This window comes from Peribacillus sedimenti, from assembly GCF_046237635.1.
GTDB lineage: Bacteria > Bacillota > Bacilli > Bacillales > DSM-1321 > Peribacillus > Peribacillus sedimenti.
In genome coordinates this window covers 3,967,775-3,989,229 of record NZ_CP143547.1, presented here as the reverse complement: position 1 = coordinate 3,989,229, position 21,455 = coordinate 3,967,775, and the positions used below count along the sequence as shown (strand labels likewise).

Below are 21,455 nucleotides of genomic sequence, written 5' to 3'. Positions count from 1 at the left end.
CATCGGGCTCACACCTTCCCCGACTCGCTTGTCCCTCCATAAAAGGCTACTTTCTTCATCATCAACATAATATTAAGTTTGAAAATGATTATAGCTATTCATTTTTTATTTATCAATCTGAAAAAATCGAGCTTATTCGACAATTGCTATTTTTTCGCTTTCATTGGGTTTTTATGAATATTGGAAATAAGAAATCCTAGCATAACTCTTTACATCCATTGCTTTTTTCTCGATAATAGAAACAATAATGTTTTTTTTGTAACATTTAGCCTAATAATGTGGAAAAATTCATTGAACCATAGATTCTACTGTTTGAGAGCTGGAGGCGAAGAAAGGCATCCAGCTGTATATAATATAATCGGATATTACCGGCAGTCCCTTCCTCAAATGGGGTTGGACGGGTAAGGTGAATAAAAAGGTGATTTCATGGCAAATGAACAAATCTTATCAGCGGAACAGGTGGTTGAAAAGGCTAAGTCGTATCTCCAACCCCAGGACGCTGAATTTATTTATAAAGCGTATAAATTCGCAGAGCATGCGCACAGGGAGCAATTCCGTAAATCGGGGGAACCGTATATCATCCATCCGATCCAGGTTGCAGGTATTCTTTGCGATCTGGAAATGGATGCGGCTACTGTGGCAGCAGGGTTTCTTCATGATGTAGTAGAAGACACGGATGTTACTCTTAATGACATTGCCCAAGCATTTAATGATGAGGTGGCAATGCTAGTTGACGGAGTAACAAAGCTTGGAAAAATCAAATATAAATCACAGGAAGAGCAGCAGGCAGAAAATCATAGGAAAATGTTTGTAGCCATGGCACAGGATATCCGTGTCATTTTGATTAAACTCGCTGACCGCCTTCATAATATGAGGACACTAAAACACCTGCCCCAGGAAAAGCAAAGAAGGATATCCAACGAAACACTGGAGATTTTTGCACCGCTTGCCCATCGCCTTGGGATCAGCAAGATCAAGTGGGAGCTGGAAGATACAGCACTCCGTTACCTGAACCCGCAGCAATATTACAGAATTGTCAACCTGATGAAGAAAAAGCGGGCAGAACGCGAGCAGTACTTGGTTGAGGTGATAGATGAAGTACGGGAACGGGTGGCCGAAGTTAATATCAAAGCAGACATTTCAGGACGCCCCAAGCATATTTATAGCATCTATCGGAAGATGGCGCTTCAAAATAAGCAATTCAGTGAAATATATGATTTGCTTGCTGTCCGTGTTGTCGTAAACAGTATTAAGGATTGCTATGCAGTGCTGGGAATCATTCATACGGCATGGAAGCCGATGCCTGGACGGTTTAAGGATTACATTGCTATGCCCAAGCCTAATATGTATCAATCGCTCCACACCACGGTCATTGGTCCGAAAGGGGATCCGCTGGAAGTACAGATACGTACTACTGAGATGCACAGGATTGCGGAATTTGGTATCGCAGCTCACTGGGCTTATAAAGAAGGTGCAGATCCCAATGAAACCAACTCCCTTGAAGATAAGCTTACCTGGTTCCGGGAAATACTGGAGTTTCAGGACGATGCAACCAACGCTGAAGAGTTTATGGAAAGTCTTAAGATCGATCTGTTCTCTGATATGGTATTCATTTTTACACCTAAAGGCGATGTCATTGAACTGCCTGCAGGGTCCAATCCCATTGATTTTGCCTACCGCATCCATTCCGAAATCGGCAACAAGACAATCGGAGCCAAAGTGAACGGAAAAATGGTCACTCTTGATTATAAGCTTAAGACAGGCGATATCATTGAGATTTTAACGTCTAAGCACTCTTACGGCCCAAGCCATGACTGGCTGAAGATGACACAGACCTCCCAGGCGAAAAATAAAATCAGGCAGTTTTTCAAAAAACAACGCCGGGATGAAAATGTTATAAAAGGCAAAGAACTGGTTGAAAAAGAAATCAAGAACTTGGATTTTGACCTGAAGGAAATCCTTACTGCGGACAACATTAAGCGTGTACTGGAAAAATTCAACTTTTCAAATGAAGAGGACATGTATGCAGCAGTCGGATACAATGGCATAACAGCAGCGCAGGTAGCAAACAGGCTGACAGACAAGCATCGCAAGAAGAAGGAGCTGGAACAGCAGCCGGATATTTCCGACGCAGTTTCGGAGCTTAAGTCATTCCATACTGTCAAGAAACGGGAGTCCGGTGTTCGGGTACAGGGCATTGACAATCTTCTGATCCGTTTGTCCAGATGCTGTAATCCGGTACCAGGTGACGATATCGTTGGTTTTATAACCAAAGGACGCGGAGTTTCTGTCCATAGAGTAGACTGCCCGAATATTGAAGGGGATGAAAATGAAAACCGTCTGATCCCGGTCGAATGGGAAACCAGCCTCAATGACCGGAAGGAATACAATGTCGATATTGAAATAAGCGGGTACGATCGGAGAGGCCTTTTGAATGAGGTATTACAAGCGGTAAATGAAACGAAAACGAATATATCCGCCGTCTCAGGAAAATCGGACCGCAATAAGGTTGCTACCATCAATATGTCAATCTCAATTAACAATATCAGTCATCTGCAAAAAGTGGTGGAACGAATCAAGCAGATTTCCGATATCTATTCTGTTAGAAGAATCATGAATTAAGGGAGTACTTGCATGAAAGTCGTAGTTCAGCGTTCAGGAGAAGCCTTTGTTACAGTGAATGGCAAAACAGTCGGAGAGATTGACAGAGGACTGGTTTTATTGGTTGGAATCACCCATGGCGATACCCTGGACGATGCCAAATATATAGCTGACAAGATTGTCAACTTGCGGATTTTTGAGGATGAGGACGAAAAGATGAACTATTCCTTGCTGGATGCAGGGGGCTCTATCCTGTCCGTTTCACAATTCACTCTTTACGGCGATACCCGTAAAGGCAGAAGGCCGAATTTTATGGAAGCCGCCAGGCCGGAATTGGCCAACCCATTATATGAAGCCTTAAATGACGAGTTTCGCAAGTTAGGCATAAAGGTGGCAACAGGGATATTTGGTGCCATGATGAAGGTTCATATAACTAATGACGGTCCGGTGACGCTGATCGTGGAAAGTAAAGAGAAAAAATAAACGAAAAAACCTTGTCGTTGCTGGCAAGGTTTTTTCGCGTGTGGCGAAAATGGATGCCCATTTCCACGACTACCTGAAATAGTCAAGCAATCCATCGAAAATCGCGCTTGAAACCGTCTCTTGATATTCACTGGAGGTAACTTTCAGCTCTTCGGCAGGATTGCTTAAGTACCCTAGTTCGATGATTGTCGCTGCCTTTTGATTTTCCCGGATGACATGGAAGTCGCCGAAGCGGGTGCCGCGGTCATTCATCTCAACCTCTCTGTTTAAAGAGCTGTTTATCACTTCGGCCAGCTCCTTTTGATACGAATGGTAATAATAGGATGTTACACCGCTGGCATATTCATTCCCGGAGCTATCATAATGAAGGCTGATAAACGCATCGGCATTATGCATATGTGATGTTCTTACCCTTCCCGGCAAAGATATATAAGTATCTTCACTCCTTGTTAGAATGACCTTTGCCCCTGCAGATTCCAGCTTTTTCTTGACAAGCAAAGCTGATTCGAGAGTAAGCGCCTTTTCGATGGTACCTCCAAATCCGGTCGTGCCTCTGTCCCTTCCGCCATGGCCTGGGTCTAAAACGATTAATTTATCTGACAGCATACCATGCTTTTCAATTTTGGGAGCATTGCCGTCGATTGAGACCACCCATCCTGCCACATAGGCAGCCATTCCGCCTTCCAGTTGTATTTTATACCACTCATCTTCCATTGATAGAATGGGATAACTCTCACCGGGCTGGGTTCTGGCTACAATGGCTGAGTGGACATCAGGCCTGCTTCTTATGTTGGTTTCTTTATACAAAATTATCGCTTTGCTGCTTTTAAACTGCTTCCCTTCATTTTTTTCTATCTCTTTTTTTCCTGTTTCAGATTCGTTTTTATCAAGCTTGTCCAGGCTTAGATACTTTTCTTGAATCCATCCAGTTTGACCTTTGAAATTGATTTTTGCCCATTCATGCTTGAACAGTTGAATCTTTACCGGAGTATTCTTTGCTAATCGGCCCAATACGGCACTGTTTATAGTGGAATCGGCCCTCACATTTGTGATGCCGGGGGTGGTCCAGCCTTCAGCAGTGTTTTCAGTGGAAGGCTTATCTTGCTGAATGAGCCAATCGGCAACCCACCCCTTATTTCCTGATCCCGTCTGAATATATACCCATTGATCTTTTTCTTGGAGAATGGTATATTTTTCGCCTTTTGAAGCTTGAACGGTGATGGGGAATTGCATTCCAGGCCCTTCTCTTACATTTACCATATTCCCATTAATGTAGAAATCTTCCGCTTGGGCTGCCCTTATGTTCCCTCCGTGGCAGAAGGGACAAACGATAAGAATAGAACTTAAAGCCAATGCTTTTTTTAGCTTCTTCAAAAAACATCTCTCCCTATAGGATGTTCCATATACGGGGACCAAAGGTATAAGTTTAGACTGATTCTCACAAATGTTCTGGAAGTAAATGTTAGAAGTGATAAATTCTATCTTTTGAAAAAAACTCCTGTTAAAAATGAAAACTTTCTCCCTGTAAAGGAAAGAATAACTGTGAGGCTCTAAATAACTTGGGCTTCTTTAGAAGTATGTAAGGGGGTAAGAATATGAGATACAGTGAAAAGGGGCATGCCAGCATAACCCCAGTAAATCAACTGATGGGGGTAGACTTTCAAAATCCTATCCAAAGGGAGGAGAACGATCCTTCCGTGGAGCTGGCTTCTGAATTTGGCTTGAATTTAAGGGAAGTTAATAGGCTGAAAAAGCACCTGGGCCGGTCATAGGCTGAAATCCATCTATATAAAAATTGTTAATTGGAGTCTTGACATTTTAGATTTACGTCCGTATGATTATATAAATATAATACATACCTAATTAATGACAACCAATGATGGGGAAGAGTAATTAAGAACACATGGCTAGAGAGGAAATGCCTGAGGCTGAAAGCATTTCTACATGATGCCTTAATGAAAGAACACTCCGTAGGCTTCACCCTGAACAAGGAAAATTCCTTTATTAGGGGATGAACGTATACAGGCGTTAACTGTTTTCTAAAGCGGAAGCATAAAAAATCTGCAACCCATATCCGGGGATTTGCTGATTATGCTTCAAGTAGGGTGGCACCACGGGAATAATAAACTCTCGTCCCTTGTAACTATGGTTACAGGAGACTGGGAGTTTTTTTATTTTAAAAACCACCCCTGACAAATGATTGAAAAGGAGACCTGTCTGACAGGTCCAGAGGAGGAATAGATATGGCGATCCAAATGCCAAGGGGCACTCAGGATATACTTCCAGGCCAATCAGAGCTTTGGCAGTATATTGAAAATACGGCGAGAGATATATGCCGCCGTTATCAATACAAAGAAATACGTACGCCAATTTTTGAACATACAGAGCTTTTTTTGCGGGGTGTCGGTGATACGACAGATATCGTACAAAAAGAGATGTACTCGTTTAAAGACAGGGGAGACCGTGATATTACATTGAGGCCGGAGGGTACTGCTGCTGTCGTCCGATCCTACATCGAACACAAAATGTTCGGCTGGCCAAACCAGCCTGTAAAGCTGTACTATATCGGACCAATGTTCCGTTACGAAAGACCACAGGCCGGTCGCTTCCGCCAATTTGTCCAGTTTGGAATTGAAGCGTTGGGAAGCGCTGATCCTGCTATCGACGCAGAGGTGCTGGCATTGGCAATGGGAATATATAAGGAATTAGGCTTGAAGAAATTAAAACTGGTCATTAATAGTCTCGGTGACAAAGAAAGCCGGACAGCTCACCGCAATGCTTTAATCGGACATTTTGAACCAAGAATCGGAGAATTCTGTGAAGACTGCCAGAAACGTTTGCAAAAAAACCCTTTGAGAATCCTAGACTGCAAAAAAGACAGAGACCATGAACTTATGAAGTCGTCTCCTTCGATCCTAGACTATCTAAACGAAGAATCGAAGGTTTACTTCGATAAAGTCCAGCAGCTTTTAACAGATCTTGGTATCGATTTCGTTGTTGATCCGACTCTCGTAAGAGGCCTGGATTACTACAATCACACTGCATTTGAAATCATGAGTGATGCAGAAGGCTTTGGAGCGATTACGACTCTGTGCGGCGGAGGACGCTATAATGGCCTGGCAGAAGAATTAGGCGGGCCGGAAACACCGGGAATCGGTTTCGCCTTAAGCATAGAGCGGCTGATTGCAGCCCTTGAGGCTGAAAAAGTGGAACTGCCAATTGACCGGGGGATTGATTGTTATCTCGTCTCACTGGGAGATGCTGCAAAGGACTATACGGTAAAGCTGGCCTACGAATTGCGGAATGCCGGATTTACAGTAGAGAAGGATTATAACGACCGCAAGGCAAAAGCACAGTTTAAATCTGCGGATCGGCTGGAAGCGAAATATGTTGCCATTTTAGGGGACGATGAACTCTCAGCAAACAAAATTAATGTGAAAAATATGGAGACAGGTGAACAAAAGGAGCTCGACCTCGCTACATTTGTTGAAGAATTTAAAAAGATCCAGGATTAAGGAGGAAACGGTATGTTTGGCAGAACGTATTTCTGTGGCGAAGTGACAGAAAAGGCTATAGGGGAAAAAGTAACGTTAAAGGGATGGGTCCAAAAGCGACGTGACCTTGGCGGGCTGATATTCATTGATTTAAGAGACAGGACTGGACTGGTACAGGTGGTTTTCAACCCGGAGAACTCGAAGGATGCCTTGGAAACTGCTGAAAAAATACGCAGTGAATACGTCCTGGATATCCAGGGGACGGTCGTAGCCAGGGAAGAATCGAATGTCAACAACAATATCAGCACCGGTAAAATCGAAGTCAGTGCGGATACGGTCCGTATCTTGAACGAAGCTAAAACACCTCCATTCGTTATCGCTGATAAAACTGATGTGTCAGAAGATGTTCGTTTAAAGTACAGATATCTGGATTTGCGCAGGCCAGTCATGTTTGAAACCTTGAAAATGCGGCATCAGACAACAAAGGCAATCCGTGATTTCCTTGATACGGAAGGCTTTATTGACATAGAGACGCCTATACTGACAAAGAGCACGCCTGAGGGTGCCCGTGATTACCTGGTTCCAAGCCGTGTGCATGATGGAGAGTTTTATGCTCTGCCCCAGTCACCTCAAATCTTTAAGCAGCTGCTGATGGTGTCAGGGATTGAACGATACTATCAGATTGCCCGCTGTTTCCGGGATGAGGACCTGCGTGCTGACAGGCAACCTGAATTTACACAAATCGATATTGAAACCAGCTTCATGAGCCAGGAAGATATCATCGCCATGATGGAAAGAATGATGGTTAAAGTAATGAAGGCAGTAAAAGGCGTGGAGGTTTCTGTACCGCTGCCGCGGATCACCTATGATGAAGCGATGTCAAGATATGGTTCGGATAAACCTGATACCCGTTTCGGCATGGAATTGATCAACGTATCAGAGATTGTAAAGAACAGCGGATTTAAAGTCTTTTCCGGTGCGATAGAAAATGGCGGAGACGTAAAAGCTCTAAACGTGAAAAACGGTGCACCGGATTATTCCCGCAAAGATATTGATGGACTGGGAGAGTTTGCAGCAGTATATGGGGCAAAGGGCCTTGCATGGATGAAGGTGGAGGAAGACGGCTTTAAAGGGCCAATATCCAAGTTCTTCAATGAAGAAGACCAGAAGCAGTTGTCTGCAGCCCTTGAAGCATCAGTCGGAGATTTACTTCTATTTGTCGCTGATAAAAAGGGTATTGTCGCTGATTCATTGGGTGCACTTCGCTTAAAGCTTGGGAAAGAACGAAACCTTATTGATCAAGGCAAGTTTAATTTTCTCTGGGTGACGGATTGGCCGCTGCTTGAATATGATGAGGAGGCAGGGCGTTATTTCGCTGCCCATCATCCATTTACAATGCCTGTCCGTGAAGACCTTGCATTGTTTGATACAGATCCTGGCAGCGTAAGGGCACAAGCATATGACCTGGTTCTGAATGGGTATGAACTTGGGGGAGGGTCTCTGCGTATATTCGAGCGCGAAGTCCAGGAAAGAATGTTCCAGATTCTCGGTTTCTCACCGGAAGAAGCAAAGGAACAATTCGGCTTCTTGCTGGAAGCTTTTGAATATGGAACTCCTCCACATGGAGGCATAGCTCTAGGATTAGACCGCCTTGTCATGCTGCTGGCAGGCCGTACAAATTTACGTGATACAATTGCGTTCCCTAAAACTGCAAGTGCAAGCGACCTGTTGGTGGAGGCTCCCGGACAGGTTAGTGATGCCCAATTGCAAGAGCTTCATTTGAAGCTTAATGTCGAAAAATAGGGATATTTTTCCAGTTCCATTTGCTTGAAAACGGCTCAAATCCTGTGTTATGATACTTTCAACCAGTAAGAGTCCTGATGTGTTCGTTCTCTAACCTATAAGTTTTGACCGAACACTTATAGTTACGGGAGCTTACGTTTTCAGACAGCGTACATGCCTTCCTTGAGAGGACTTACAAATGTGTGGAACAAAGCACCCACCTGCGGAGAGCGGGTTCAAAACACAGGGATAAACGGCACGATTGGGACTCTTGCAACTGAATGATAGACATGCCAGCCTATGCGATTGCATAGGCTTTTTTGTGTCTGCGGCGCTCTAATTATACTCGACCCCTTAGATATACTTGTATTTACCGATGTTTATGTTATATTCATGATTGGGAATGGTAATATATATTGAGATTTTTAACTTGGAGTTGAATATGATGCTGCACCAATTTTCTCGGAATGAATTGGCCATTGGAAAACAGGGCCTGGATGCTTTAAGGAATACTACAGTAGCTGTATTGGGCGTGGGAGGAGTAGGGTCGTTCTCAGTGGAAGCCCTGGCAAGGTCGGGAGTCGGCCGCTTGATACTCGTCGATAAGGATGATATAGATATTACAAACATCAACAGGCAGCTTCCCGCCCTCTTATCAACTGTTGGCCAGCATAAGGCAGACCTTATGAAAGAGAGAATTAAAGATATTAATCCAGAATGTGAAGTTATTTCTTTAAAGATGTTTTACACAGAAGAAACCTATGAGGAGTTCTTCAGCTATGGGCTGGATTATGTAGTCGATGCTTCGGATACAATTGTTTATAAAATTCACCTTATGAAAGAATGCCTGAAACGAAATATTCCAATGATTTCAAGTATGGGAGCCGCCAATAAAATGGACCCTACAAGATTCATGATTGCGGATATTTCCAAAACTCATACAGATCCAATCGCAAAGGTAATCCGTACCAAGCTGCGAAAGGAAGGCATCCGTAAGGGGATCCCGGTCATTTTTTCGGATGAAAGCCCGATTGTCATTCGAGAGGATGTTCGCAAGGAAGTAGGGAATGACGAAGCGAAAATCAGGAAGGCAAAAATGCCGCCATCGTCCAATGCGTTTGTACCTTCAGTTGCAGGGCTGATCGCTGCAAGCTGGGTAGTGCGAGAAATCCTGAAAGACATCAAGATTTCACGCGTAAGTGATGAACAATAATTACACGCAAAACCAGGGCCATTAAAAGCTCTGGTTTTTTGAGTTGTAATCAAGTGATAAGGATTATCTGAACCCATAAAAGCACAACTGTATAATCCATATATCACTACCTGTATATATTATCTTAACAAAGTTTTTTGTAAAAATTTACAGACATAGAACTCTTCTGGCAGGTTAAGAACCGCAACGTGGCCTCCCACTTTAATGCTTCACCATGCTAATCTCCAGCACATACGTGCAATAGCAGATTCCCCTAAATAAAACAAATCATGTATATTTAAAAATACTATCTAGACGAAATGGAAGAAATAAGATAAACTATTTTTCAGAATATTATTTTTATTTTTAATGTTTTTATTTTTTGTTTTTATGGCTGCATGACTTATTAGTTTTCGTACATATCTAGGTATGCAGTAAAAAAAGAATTTTAAGGGGGGCTTAAGGTGAGGTTAAAGAAGGTTTCTGGAATTGTCTTGTCGTTATCATTGACTGCCGGCTTGTTGGCTGGATGCGGCGGAGCAAAGAGCGGGGGTTCTGAGGGCGGAGATACAATCAAAATCGGTGCGAACGTAGAACTGTCCGGCGGGGTTGCTTCGTACGGTCAATCCGTTGTTGAAGGGATGGAGCTTGCATTTGAGGAAATAAACAAAGATGGTATCGATGGAAAAAAATTGAAATTGGTGAAGTTTGATAACAAATCAGAAGCAGCCGAGGCAACAAGCGGAGCAGTGAAGCTGGCAAGCCAGGATAAGGTGGCGGCCATAGTAGGTGCTGCGACCAGTACGAATACATTGGCACAGGTGCAGGTAGCCCAGGATAATCAAATCCCTTTGATTACTCCTACTGGGACAAACCCGGCCATCACCAACAAAGATGGCAAGCCTTATGATTATGTATTCAGGACCTGTTTCATCGACCCGTTCCAGGGGACGGTAGCTGCAAACTTTGCCGCACAAGAGAAGAACTCGAAGAACGCGGCAATCTTCATCGATACGGCAAGCGATTATTCCAAGGGGCTTGCTGCAGCATTTAAAGAAGCCTTTACTAAAAACGGGGGCAAAATTGTTGCGGAAGAAGCATATGTAGCGAAGGATACAGACTTCCGCGCCACGCTGACACGCATCAAATCAGCCAATCCTGATTTCATTTTCTTGCCTGGTTACTACGAAGAAGTAGGATTGATTATCAAACAAGCACGTGAAGCCGGAATTGAAGCTCCATTCATGGGCGGAGACGGCTGGGATTCTCCTAAGCTTGTAGAAATCGCTGGTGGAGAAGCTCTAAAGAATACTTTCATTACAAACCACTATTCCGCTGGGGACAAGGATGAAAAGATCCAAAAATTTGTCACAGCATTCAAGAAGAAGTACAAAGATAAAACTCCGGATGCATTTGCGGCTCTTGGCTATGATACAGCCTATTTCGTTGCCGACGCAATCAAGCGCGCTGGAAGCTCTGATCCTAAGAAAATCAGGGATGCTTTAGAAGAGACAAAGGACCTTGCATTAGTTTCCGGAACACTTACTCTGGATGAGAAACACGATCCGATAAAATCTGCTTCTATCCTTGAATATGTTAATGGGGAGCAGCAGTTCAAGACAAAGATCAATCCGTAACACGGCTAGTTCAAAACTTTAATATGACAATTCGAATAGGGGGGATCACCCCCCTTTTCGAGGTTTTATGGACTGGTAGATTTGCTGCCTGTTTTCAAAAATATGGTTTTTCAAGGAGAGTCGAAAATGGAACTGTTGCAACAGCTGGTAAATGGAATTTCTCTAGGCAGTATCTACGCCCTGATCGCTCTCGGATATACCATGGTATATGGTATTGTGAAGCTCATCAATTTTGCACATGGCGATGTATTTATGGTGGGGGCGTTCGTTGGTTTTTATTCTATCACAATTTTGGATTTATCCTTTTTTCCGGCTTTGCTTCTATCGATGGCAGTGTGTGCAGTCTTTGGAGTGGTCATCGAGAGAATTGCGTACAAGCCTTTGCGTAATGCCACAAGGATTGCCGCTCTCATTACGGCGATCGGTGTCTCCCTTTTAATTGAGTATGGCTTCATATATTTCCGCGGTGCACAGCCGGAAGCATATCCAGGGAATGTCCTGCCTTCAGAAAAGATAGAAATATTAGGAGTTTCGTTTAACAGCCAGGCTATTTTCATCCTGTGTGTTTCTGTAGCGTTAATGGTCATCCTGCAATTCATTGTACATAAGACCAAAATTGGGAAAGCAATGCGTGCGGTTTCCTTTGATGCTGAAGCTGCTAAGCTGATGGGAATCAATGTGAACAACACGATTTCAGCCACGTTTGCGCTTGGATCGGCTCTTGCCGGTGCTGCAGGAGTAATTTTTGGGACCTATTACATAAAGATCGAGCCTTTGATGGGAGTAATTCCAGGCTTAAAGGCTTTTGTCGCAGCTGTTTTAGGGGGAATAGGCATCATCCCTGGAGCCATGGTCGGAGGCCTGCTGCTCGGCGTAATTGAGGCTCTTGTTTCCGCAGCAGGCTATTCATTATGGAGAGATGGCGTAGCCTTCGTTGTACTTATCCTTATTCTGATATTTATGCCTTCAGGATTATTCGGAAAAAACAAACGAGAAAAAGTATAGGGGAGACAAAGCGATGAATATTTTCAAGCAAGCAAAAGGTTTTTGGCTCTCGATTATCTTATCATTAATATTTTTTGCTGTAGTCCAGTTATTAATATCTGGCGGATTTTTGAATATCTTCTATGTCAATACTCTTTATTTCATGGGAATTAATATTATGCTTGCAGTCAGCCTGCATTTGATTATCGGTATAACCGGACAGTTTTCGATTGGTCATGCTGGCTTTCTTGCAGTAGGGGCTTACTCATCGGCGATTATGACTATGAAGCTGGAGCTTCCTTTTTTTCTGGCAATAGTAGTCGGGGGCGTTGTAGCTGCGCTTGCAGGGCTTATCATCGGAATCCCGAGCTTGCGTCTTAAAGGAGATTATCTGGCAATCGCTACTCTTGGTTTTGGTGAGATTGTAAGAATCGTATTTTTAAATATTGATTATGTAGGCGGGGCATCCGGCATGCAAGTTTCAAAATTTACAGAATGGCCATGGGTTTTCTTCTGCGCCCTAATTACGATTGTAGTGATTAATAACTTCACAAATTCGACGCATGGACGAGCCTGTATATCGATTCGAGAAGATGAGACAGCAGCGGATGCGATGGGGATCAACACCACATATTACAAAGTAATCGCTTTTGCTATCGGATCCTTTTTCGCAGGAATTGCAGGAGGACTTTATGCTCATAACTTCTATATCATCCAGCCTTCAAATTTTGGCTTCTTGAAGTCTTTCGATATATTGATCTTCGTTGTTCTTGGCGGCCTGGGAAGCATGTCCGGAGCTGTGATTGCGGCAATCCTGCTTACAATTGTTTCAACATATCTCCAAGATTATGCAGAAACCCGTATGGTTATATACAGCCTTGTGCTAATCGCCATGATGCTATACCGTCCACAGGGACTAATGGGCACCAAGGAACTAACATCATTTTTCAAGAAACGCAAAAACATCGGAGGGGGGCCAAAGGATGGAAACCAACACACCGTTGCTTAAGGTTGATAATGCCGGTATTACATTTGGCGGTCTCAAAGCGGTATCAGGCGTTAATGTAGAATTGTATCCAGGGGAGCTGGTAGGTCTTATTGGCCCTAATGGTGCAGGCAAAACGACCTTTTTCAATCTGCTTACCGGTGTCTACGTACCCACTGAGGGCAGTATTTCTTTAAACGGAGAAAAGTTGAATAAACTTGCACCATATAAGATTACCAGAAAAGGAATTAGCCGGACTTTCCAGAATATCAGGCTGTTCAGTGAGCTGTCTGTCATCGATAATGTTAAGGTTGCCTATCATTCGCTTGCCAAGCATACGATATTCAGTTCCATTTTCCGAGTTCCTGTCCACTTTTCCGGTGAACAGGAAATGCATCTAAAGGCTGTGGAATTCCTGAAAATTTTCAATTTGGATAAATATATGCATGAAAAAGCAAAAAATCTGCCATATGGACAGCAGCGGCGTTTAGAAATTGCCCGGGCATTGGCTGCAAATCCTAAATTATTGCTCTTGGATGAACCAGCGGCAGGCATGAATCCCCAGGAAACTAAGGAATTGATGAACTTAATATCCTTGATTAGGGAGAAGTTCAATCTTACTGTTTTGCTGATTGAGCATGATATGCCTCTCGTGATGGGGGTTTGCGAGAGGATTTATGTTCTTGATCATGGCCAGCTGATCGCACAGGGTACGCCTGCAGAAATAAGGAATAATCCAAAAGTAATTGAAGCGTATCTAGGCGAGGAGGTTTCTTAATGCTTAAGGTAGAAGGAATCGATGTATACTATGGGAACATTCAAGCAATAAAAGGTGTTTCTCTTGAGATTAACCAGGGAGAAATTGTTACATTGATTGGTGCCAATGGAGCGGGAAAAAGTACATTGTTAAAAACGATATCCGGCCTTCTTAAGCCCAAGCAAGGAAAGATTTTGTATGAAGGAAAATCCATAGGGGGGAAGGCTGCCCAAACAATCGTTAAGCAGGGGATCTCTCATGTACCGGAAGGGCGGCGAGTATTTGCCAATATGTCCGTGGAAGAAAATCTGCAGTTAGGCGCTTATCTTAGGAAGGATCGGGATGGCATTAAGAAGGATCAGGAGAAAGTCTATGAATTATTTCCACGTTTACAGGAACGACTGAAGCAGCAAGCTGGTACTTTATCTGGGGGAGAACAGCAGATGCTGGCAATGGGGCGCGCGCTAATGGCGCGGCCAAAGCTTCTATTAATGGATGAACCTTCGATGGGCCTTGCTCCCTTGCTGGTGAAAACCATCTTTAAGATTATCCAGGAAATCAATGAGACGGGTACAACAATTTTACTTGTTGAACAGAATGCTAACCTGGCGCTGTCCATCGCTCATCGGGCGTATGTTGTGGAGACAGGCAGGATTGTCCTTTCCGGCGATGCGGAAGAACTAACTTCCAGTGAACAGGTCAAAATGGCGTATCTTGGCGGCCACTAAATCTTATAGTTTATATAGTAAAAAGCAGCGATCAGGGCTACAATCATGCCCTCTCGCTGCTTTTTTCAGTGTATGCCGGTTTCATAGCAAGTCAGCGCCATCAAATTAGCATTCAGCAGTTCCTCCGTCAACTGCGCCATTTGTCTAAAAGTAGTTATTTTCAGACAAAAACAGGCTGTCTTTCGTTATGGATGTAGTATAATTTGTACATGAGAGATCAGAGGTGAATCAGATGGGCTTTTTAGGTGTACTCCTTCCAATATTCGGAATATTTTTACTCGGTTATATCGGTCAAAAAAAATTACAGTTTGACACCAAAACCATTTCAGCCATGGCATTATATTTAATGTCACCTGTGCTGGTTTTCCGAACCTTCTATACGGCAAAATTCGATTCAGATTATCTGTATATGCTAATCTATTGTTTGGGGCTTTGTTTAGCGCTTGTAGCGCTTGTCTATATGATTTCGTATATGAAGAAATATTCAACGGCTGAAACTTGTGGAATGATCCTGGCTTCCTCGTTTATGAATAATGGCAACTATGGAACTCCTGTTGTGTTTCTATTGTTTGGAGCGGTCGGCCTGGATTACGCCATCATTCTTATGGTGATCCAGCAGCTTGTCATGTGTACGGTGGGAGTGTATTACGCAGCAAAGGGAAGCCCAACAGCAAACGGAGTAAAATCCGCATTAAACGCGGTAAAAAAAATGCCTATCATTTATGGAGCGATCGCTGGCTATTTATTTCAATATTTTCATATTCGATTGAGTGCCTCCGTTTTGTCAGCTGTAGATTTGGTGGCTAATGCTGCGATACCAACGGTTATGCTGACTTTAGGAATGCAGCTTGCTAAAATATCCATCAGGAATATTGAACGTGTAAAGGTATCGATTTCTCTTGTATTGAAGCTTGCTATTTCACCTGTAATCGCATATATTTTAACGTTTTTGATGCCTATCGATGATATGGTTAAGCAAATTATGATTGTTATGGCGGCTATGCCCACTGCGGCAAATACAACAATGTACGCGTTGCAGTATGATACAGAGCCGGATTTTGTCTCCGGTGCCACTTTCATTAGTACAACATTAAGTCTGGCAACGCTGCCAATTATCTTTATGATCGTATTAAAATGAGCTAAAAAGGGTTCATTCGCCAGCAGGCGAGCGAACCCTTTTATAGTTGATTAAGAACGAATAAATTTTTTCACTTAGGCTGATGTCTAGCTGGACGTACACGATGTACAAGTGCCGAAGTCATCAGGCCCCATATGATTGGGTAAATAAGATGCAAGGCTCGCTGGTGTCGCTTTAAGCTGACCTTCAACATGTGGCAGTAATTAGCCTAGGGTCTTCAAACAGGGCGCTTCCGCTTTTCTGATGCTCAGGCAGTATGGCTGCGGTCGTTTCTAATTATGATTAGATATATCACAATAGAAATAAGAACGGAAGTGGCTGCTGTCATATAAATGCTGCTGTATCCAAATGCATGCCCGATTTGGCCAAATAAGACTGCACAGAACATCTACGCCTAAATCAAAAAACGAAAAGAATGTTGCGTTTGCCATCCCCCTTCTGTGCTTAGGGGACTTTTCTATCGACCAGGCCATTAAGGCTGGCTGAATCATACCAAATCCGAATCCATATAAAAAGGCCGCAATAAATAAAACAGAAGTATTGGGAAGCCACGTCAACAGCAACATGGAGGTCAATATAAGAATAGCTCCAGGCACAAAGACTGCCCGGTGGCCATGCTTGTCATATAGCCGTCCGGCAAAGGTCCGGGTAATCAGCAATGCAATTGCATAAATCAGAAAATACCATTCAATCCCATAAATGTCCTTTTGGGCGGTGTACAGCGGTAAAAAGGCAGCCATTCCCCCAAATGTAGTAGTAATAAAGAACAAAAGGACCGACGGCGGCAGGGCACTTTTTTCATAAATGTCCCATTTGACTGTCTGTGTATTGGCGTGTGTTTCTACCTTTTTATAACGGATGAGCGATGACATGAATATCGCAGCAACACCCAGTGCTGCACAGATCAGGAATAATTGCGAAAAGTTGATTTTATCAGCAAGCGTTAGTCCTAATGACGGCCCCATGGCAAGTGCCAGATTGCCGGATAGTCCATAATACCCCATTCCTTCTCCGCGTCTGTTGGCAGGAATGATATCAGTGGCAATCGTGCCTGAGGCTGTTGTCGAGAAACCCCAGCCGGCTCCCTGGATAAAGCGAAGTGCAAACAGTACATATATACTGGCAATGAAGCCGAATGATCCGACGGACAGAACAAAAATGGCAAGGCCTGTTATGTATACGATTCTCCTGCCTCTTGACTCCAATGCATGCCCTGCATAGGGACGAATCAATAAAGCCGAAAATGTAAACGCCCCTACAATGTAACCGATCATTTGTTCATTGCCGCCAAGATGTTTAACGAAAAGGGGGATGGTTGGCAATGACATTTGAAATCCTAAAAAGATAAAGAAGTTCGCCAAACATATGAAGATAAAATCCCTCGTCCAAATTTTTTCCTTCATGTTTGGAGCTGCTGCCGTTAAATGATTGCCCATAAAGCCTCTCCTTATTAAGATGGTTGTACCTATTCTAACCACTAACTCATTTGCCGAAACACCGTTTAATGCCTGCTGCATAGTGCAGAGATATTCATAATCTTCTTGAATAGGCAGAGAAAGTATTTGTATATATTTTACAGGATATAATTTCGAGAGGCTAATTATTAACTTGTATAAAGGGGATTTTTAAATGTATGGCATATTGATTTGCAGGCGAGGAGGAATGAATAATGAAAAAAGACAGCAAAATAGCTTAGCTGAGAGCGAGGAACTCCTGGCTAAGCTATGGTTTATAATCAAAAAAAGTAAGGTTTGGCAATATCGGGCATCTAGTTGCCATTTATACGCCCATTTTCATTTTTGAGCTATCACTTACTGCCTTTAAAATAAATAACTTGTCCTGTACGGTCAACATTCTCCAACTTCCCGCTTTGATTTTCATCCATAACACTCCCTTAAAAAATAGTCTGAATAATTTTTATTTACTACCTTTATACCGCCTTTTATTGTAAATGAAACAAAAAGAATATCGCTTTTTCTTGACAAAAAAACACATTATGTATCACAACATTTAAAAGTCTGTTGGAAAAAATGTCCTCACATGTAGAGAGGACGCTAAAACAGGATTCGCTGAAAGAAATTTAGATAAAAAACGATAAAAAAATGCTCCTCAATGGAAGCCAATATATAAATTATTTTATTTCAAGAGGTTTAAACAAAAAAAGACCCGGGCTATTTCCGTCGGGAAACAGCATCCGGGCCTTCAATTTTTTCATAGATACCGGCAAGTGCCTGTTCGAATTTGCCGGTTTTCTTTGGAAGATAATATTTCCTGCCTTTTAGTCTTTCAGGAAGGTATTGCTGCTTTACCCAACCCGACTCATAATCATGCGGGTAAAGATAATCAACACCTCTTCCAAGATCTTTAGCACCCTTATAGTGAGCATCCCTCAAGTGATCCGGGATATCTCCGGACAATCCTGAGCGAATATCAGACAGCGCCATGTCCAATGCTTTATATGCCGAATTGGATTTTGGAGAGAGGCAAAGTTCAATTACGGAATTGGCCAAAGGTATTCGTGCCTCGGGGAAACCAAGACGTTCTGCTGCTTCCACAGCTGCCAAAGCCCTAGGCCCTGCCTGAGGGTTTGCCAATCCGATATCCTCGTAAGCAATGACAACGAGCCTTCGGGCAATGCTGACAAGATCCCCTGCCTCTATTAATCTCCCGAGATAATGGAGGGCTGCATTTACATCGCTTCCGCGAATAGATTTTTGAAACGCGGACAGGACATCATAGTGAGCATCTCCATCTTTATCGTGTGAAAAGCTCTTTTTCTGGATGCATTCTTCGGCTGTTGTCACGTCGACTGCGATTGTCCCACTCTCATCAGGTTCTGTGGAGATTACGGCAAGTTCAAGTGCGTTCAAGGCGCTCCTTACATCTCCGTTGGCTGCCTTTGCAAGATGCTCGATCGCCTGCTGTGAAACAGCTGTGTTATATTTCCCAAGCCCTCTGCTTTCATCATGCAAACCTCTGTTTAGTGCCTCTTTTATCTCTTCTTCATTGAGGGGCTTTAACTCGAAAATCTGACATCGGCTTCTGATGGCGGGATTGATGGCATGATAGGGATTACTGGTTGTCGCACCGATCAATGTGATCATTCCGTTTTCAAGATATGGGAGCAGGAAGTCCTGTTTAGCTTTATCGAGCCTGTGCACTTCATCAAGAAGCAGAATGACCTTTCCTGACATTTTTGCTTCCTGGGCAACGATTTCCATATCCTTTTTATTGTTCGTAACGGCATTCAATGTCCTGAAGGCATATTTGGTACTTCCCGCAATCGCACTGGCGATCGAAGTTTTACCAACTCCGGGAGGACCGTAAAGGATCATGGATGAAAGCTGCTTTGCTTTTACCATTCTATAAATTATTTTTCCTTCACCGACCAAGTGCTGCTGGCCGATGATTTCTTCGATTGATTGTGGGCGCATGCGGAATGCCAGTGGTTTTATATTCATATTTCATCGACTCCATAATGGAATGAACCGTTTGTATTTGGTGATAAAATCAAGAAACCTCTAATGGTGCCTTGGGTTTGCTGGTATAGTATTATTGTACGTACATCCTGCGTTTCAGGAAAACAATCACTGAAACATCAAATTTAAGGCTATAATGAGAATTATACTACTTTTTGCGTTAAACCAAAATGAATTGAAATAAGTGCATTTGCGATATGCATAATGTCCGATACATCCCGCATATCGAGCCAGGCGGCTGAGGCATTCCATTCTATGTTCATGCATCTCCGGCAGGATTATGCTATAATGCACATGCCTAAATATTATTTTTCATTTAATTGATTCATATAAATATGTTCTTTAAACTTCTAAATAGAATATTGAGGTGTAGGAAAATGAAGATTTCGACAAAGGGACGATATGGTTTGACCATCATGATCGAACTTGCTAAAAAACATGGTGAGGGGCCTACTTCCTTAAAAACCATCGCTCAAACTCATGATTTATCAGAGCATTACCTCGAGCAGCTGATTGCCCCGCTAAGGAATGCAGGTTTAGTCAAAAGTATCCGCGGTGCATATGGCGGCTATGTGTTGGCGAGAGACCCGGGGGAAATTACATCCGGGGATATTATACGCGTACTGGAAGGGCCAATTTCACCGGTGGAAGGGATCGAAGACGAAGAGCCGGTTAAACGCCAGTTATGGATCAGAATCAGGGATGCGGTTAAGGATGTTCTTGATAACACAACATTGGAAGACCTGGCCAATTATAACGATATGGAACAACAGGATTCTTATATGTTCTATATTTAAAAAAAGTTCAATGGACATATTATTAGTAACTACCTGAATGCCGGCGTCCTTTAATATAAGGGCGCCCTGCGCTTTTCTTATGAAACAGAGTTACACTATTAACTTGGATTGATGTCTAGCTCCAGCGCCCAGCCCCTCGAGGTCATAAGCCACCCCTCTCCGGAAGGCAGGCCTTTCCTGCGAGTTGTGTCTTATGCTGGTCGGGGCTGAACAGCGCGCTTGCGCTTTTCTTTTAGGAGGTTCGGAATGAAAAGAGTTTACTTAGATCATGCAGCTACGTCGCCTATGCATCCGAAGGTGATTGAGAGAATGATGGATGTCATGACAAATCAATTCGGCAATCCGTCCAGCATTCATGCCTTTGGCAGGGAAGCAAGACATGTGCTGGATGAGTCAAGGGATATTATTGCACGCAGCATCAACGCTTCAAGGAATGAAATCATTTTTACCAGCGGCGGCACTGAGGCTGATAATACTGCGCTTATCGGAATAGCTGAGGCATATAAGCATAATGGAAGGCATATCATTACGTCCGCGATTGAACATCATGCCATTTTACATACATGCCGGTTTCTTGAAAAGTCTGGCTTTGAAGTTACCTATCTTCCAGTAAATGAAGAAGGTTTAGTTTCTGTAGAGGATCTTAACTCTGCGTTGAGAGATGATACAATCCTTGTATCCATCATGTATGGCAATAATGAAATCGGAACCATTCAGCCAATAGCCGAAATTGCAGAAATCTTAAAGGAGCATCAGGCATTTTTCCATACCGACGCTGTACAGGCGTATGGTTTGGTACGGATTGATGTAAAGGAGCTCGCGGTCGATTCGTTATCGGTGTCAGCCCATAAAATAAATGGTCCTAAGGGCATCGGTTTTTTATATATGAAGGAAGGGATTAAGTACCAGCCTCGGATGCATGGCGGGGAACAGGAACGCAAACGGCGGGCGGGAACCGAAAGTGTGCCTGCGATAGCGGGTTTTGCAGAGGCCGTCCGGATTTCTCAGGCAAGCATGGCTGAAAAAATCAGCCAGTACAGCGGCTTTAAAAAACTGTTGACTTCCATTTTAAGCCAGGAAGGCATCAAGTATGAAATAAATGGTTCTGTCGAACATACACTTCCACATGTTTTAAATATAAGCTTTCCAGGAACGAACGTTGAACAAATGCTTGTTAACATGGACTTGGCTGGAATATCCGTTTCAAGCGGTTCAGCTTGTACAGCTGGCTCAATAGACCCGTCCCATGTGCTTGTTGCAATGTTTGGAAAAGGTTCGGAACGGACAAAAAATTCAATCCGGTTTAGTTTCGGTTTTGGTGTATCTGAGCAAGATATAAGACATACTGCGCATGAAACGGTTAAAATCGTAAATAGGCTTGTAAAATAGCCGTCTATA

The 21,455-nt window shown here is 43.2% G+C and carries 16 protein-coding genes, 1 other RNA gene, 1 pseudogene and 2 other annotated features (1 of these 20 cut by a window edge); of the genes and pseudogenes, 15 read left to right on the top strand and 3 right to left on the bottom strand.

Annotated features, from left to right (window positions below; translation table 11 throughout):
- Positions 1 to 71: a binding site (T-box leader), on the bottom strand; it reaches 124 nt to the left of the window's first position.
- 355 nt (positions 72 to 426) lie between these two features.
- Together V1500_RS19630 and dtd are read left to right on the top strand one after the other, a co-directional pair.
- The gene (locus V1500_RS19630) at positions 427 to 2,622 is read left to right on the top strand and encodes a RelA/SpoT family protein (RefSeq protein ID WP_409301884.1); all 2,196 of its coding nucleotides are present in this window, start codon (positions 427 to 429) and stop codon (positions 2,620 to 2,622) included.
- Between the two features lie 12 nt (positions 2,623 to 2,634).
- On the top strand, positions 2,635 to 3,084 hold the full coding sequence (dtd, locus tag V1500_RS19625; RefSeq protein ID WP_409301883.1) for a D-aminoacyl-tRNA deacylase: 450 nt from the start codon (positions 2,635 to 2,637) through the stop codon (positions 3,082 to 3,084).
- A 69-nt stretch (positions 3,085 to 3,153) separates the two neighbouring features.
- Here the strand turns inward: dtd and V1500_RS19620 are convergent, their stop codons facing one another.
- Positions 3,154 to 4,458, bottom strand: coding sequence for an N-acetylmuramoyl-L-alanine amidase (locus V1500_RS19620; RefSeq protein ID WP_409301881.1), 1,305 nt, complete (start codon positions 4,456 to 4,458; stop codon positions 3,154 to 3,156).
- Between the two features lie 221 nt (positions 4,459 to 4,679).
- Here V1500_RS19620 and V1500_RS19615 point away from each other — a divergent pair, with 221 nt between their 5' ends.
- From V1500_RS19615 to V1500_RS19565, 11 genes are all read left to right on the top strand, one after another.
- Positions 4,680 to 4,856, top strand: coding sequence for a hypothetical protein (locus V1500_RS19615; RefSeq protein WP_409301880.1), 177 nt, complete (start codon positions 4,680 to 4,682; stop codon positions 4,854 to 4,856).
- A gap of 95 nt (positions 4,857 to 4,951) precedes the next feature.
- Positions 4,952 to 5,225, top strand: a binding site (T-box leader).
- A gap of 102 nt (positions 5,226 to 5,327) precedes the next feature.
- Positions 5,328 to 6,599 (top strand): histidine--tRNA ligase, encoded by a 1,272-nt coding sequence (gene hisS, locus V1500_RS19610; protein WP_409301878.1) that lies wholly within the window; start codon positions 5,328 to 5,330, stop codon positions 6,597 to 6,599.
- A 12-nt stretch (positions 6,600 to 6,611) separates the two neighbouring features.
- Positions 6,612 to 8,381, top strand: coding sequence for an aspartate--tRNA ligase (gene aspS, locus V1500_RS19605; RefSeq protein WP_409301876.1), 1,770 nt, complete (start codon positions 6,612 to 6,614; stop codon positions 8,379 to 8,381).
- A 68-nt stretch (positions 8,382 to 8,449) separates the two neighbouring features.
- Positions 8,450 to 8,633, top strand: a non-coding RNA gene (gene ssrS / locus V1500_RS19600) — 6S RNA.
- A 172-nt stretch (positions 8,634 to 8,805) separates the two neighbouring features.
- A complete protein-coding gene (locus tag V1500_RS19595; protein ID WP_409306052.1) occupies positions 8,806 to 9,573 on the top strand; it encodes a ThiF family adenylyltransferase in 768 nt (255 codons plus the stop codon).
- A gap of 443 nt (positions 9,574 to 10,016) precedes the next feature.
- Positions 10,017 to 11,189, top strand: coding sequence for an ABC transporter substrate-binding protein (locus V1500_RS19590; protein ID WP_409301874.1), 1,173 nt, complete (start codon positions 10,017 to 10,019; stop codon positions 11,187 to 11,189).
- A 126-nt stretch (positions 11,190 to 11,315) separates the two neighbouring features.
- Positions 11,316 to 12,194, top strand: coding sequence for a branched-chain amino acid ABC transporter permease (locus tag V1500_RS19585; protein WP_409301872.1), 879 nt, complete (start codon positions 11,316 to 11,318; stop codon positions 12,192 to 12,194).
- 13 nt (positions 12,195 to 12,207) lie between these two features.
- Positions 12,208 to 13,182, top strand: coding sequence for a branched-chain amino acid ABC transporter permease (locus tag V1500_RS19580; protein WP_409301870.1), 975 nt, complete (start codon positions 12,208 to 12,210; stop codon positions 13,180 to 13,182).
- A complete protein-coding gene (locus V1500_RS19575) occupies positions 13,157 to 13,936 on the top strand; it encodes an ABC transporter ATP-binding protein (RefSeq protein WP_409301868.1) in 780 nt (259 codons plus the stop codon). Before V1500_RS19580 ends, V1500_RS19575 begins: the two co-directional genes overlap by 26 nt.
- Positions 13,936 to 14,643: an ABC transporter ATP-binding protein gene (locus V1500_RS19570; RefSeq protein ID WP_409301866.1), complete on the top strand. Its 708-nt coding sequence runs from the start codon at positions 13,936 to 13,938 to the stop codon at positions 14,641 to 14,643. The genes V1500_RS19575 and V1500_RS19570 overlap by 1 nt, the downstream gene beginning before the upstream one ends.
- 232 nt (positions 14,644 to 14,875) lie before the next feature.
- Positions 14,876 to 15,781 (top strand): AEC family transporter, encoded by a 906-nt coding sequence (locus tag V1500_RS19565; RefSeq protein WP_409301864.1) that lies wholly within the window; start codon positions 14,876 to 14,878, stop codon positions 15,779 to 15,781.
- A 247-nt stretch (positions 15,782 to 16,028) separates the two neighbouring features.
- Here the strand turns inward: V1500_RS19565 and V1500_RS19560 are convergent.
- Positions 16,029 to 17,217: pseudogene (locus V1500_RS19560) on the bottom strand (MFS transporter).
- A gap of 735 nt (positions 17,218 to 17,952) precedes the next feature.
- Positions 17,953 to 19,242 (bottom strand): replication-associated recombination protein A, encoded by a 1,290-nt coding sequence (locus V1500_RS19555; RefSeq protein WP_409301862.1) that lies wholly within the window; start codon positions 19,240 to 19,242, stop codon positions 17,953 to 17,955.
- Positions 19,243 to 19,637: 395 nt separating this feature from the next.
- On the opposite strand from V1500_RS19555, the gene cymR reads away from it, so the two are divergent.
- Both cymR and V1500_RS19545 read left to right on the top strand, forming a co-directional pair.
- A complete protein-coding gene (gene cymR, locus V1500_RS19550; RefSeq protein ID WP_409301860.1) occupies positions 19,638 to 20,057 on the top strand; it encodes a cysteine metabolism transcriptional regulator CymR in 420 nt (139 codons plus the stop codon).
- Positions 20,058 to 20,303: 246 nt separating this feature from the next.
- Positions 20,304 to 21,446 carry a cysteine desulfurase family protein gene (locus V1500_RS19545; protein ID WP_409301858.1) on the top strand — a complete coding sequence of 381 codons (1,143 nt, stop codon included), beginning with the start codon at positions 20,304 to 20,306 and terminating at the stop codon, positions 21,444 to 21,446.
- Positions 21,447 to 21,455: the final 9 nt, after the last annotated feature.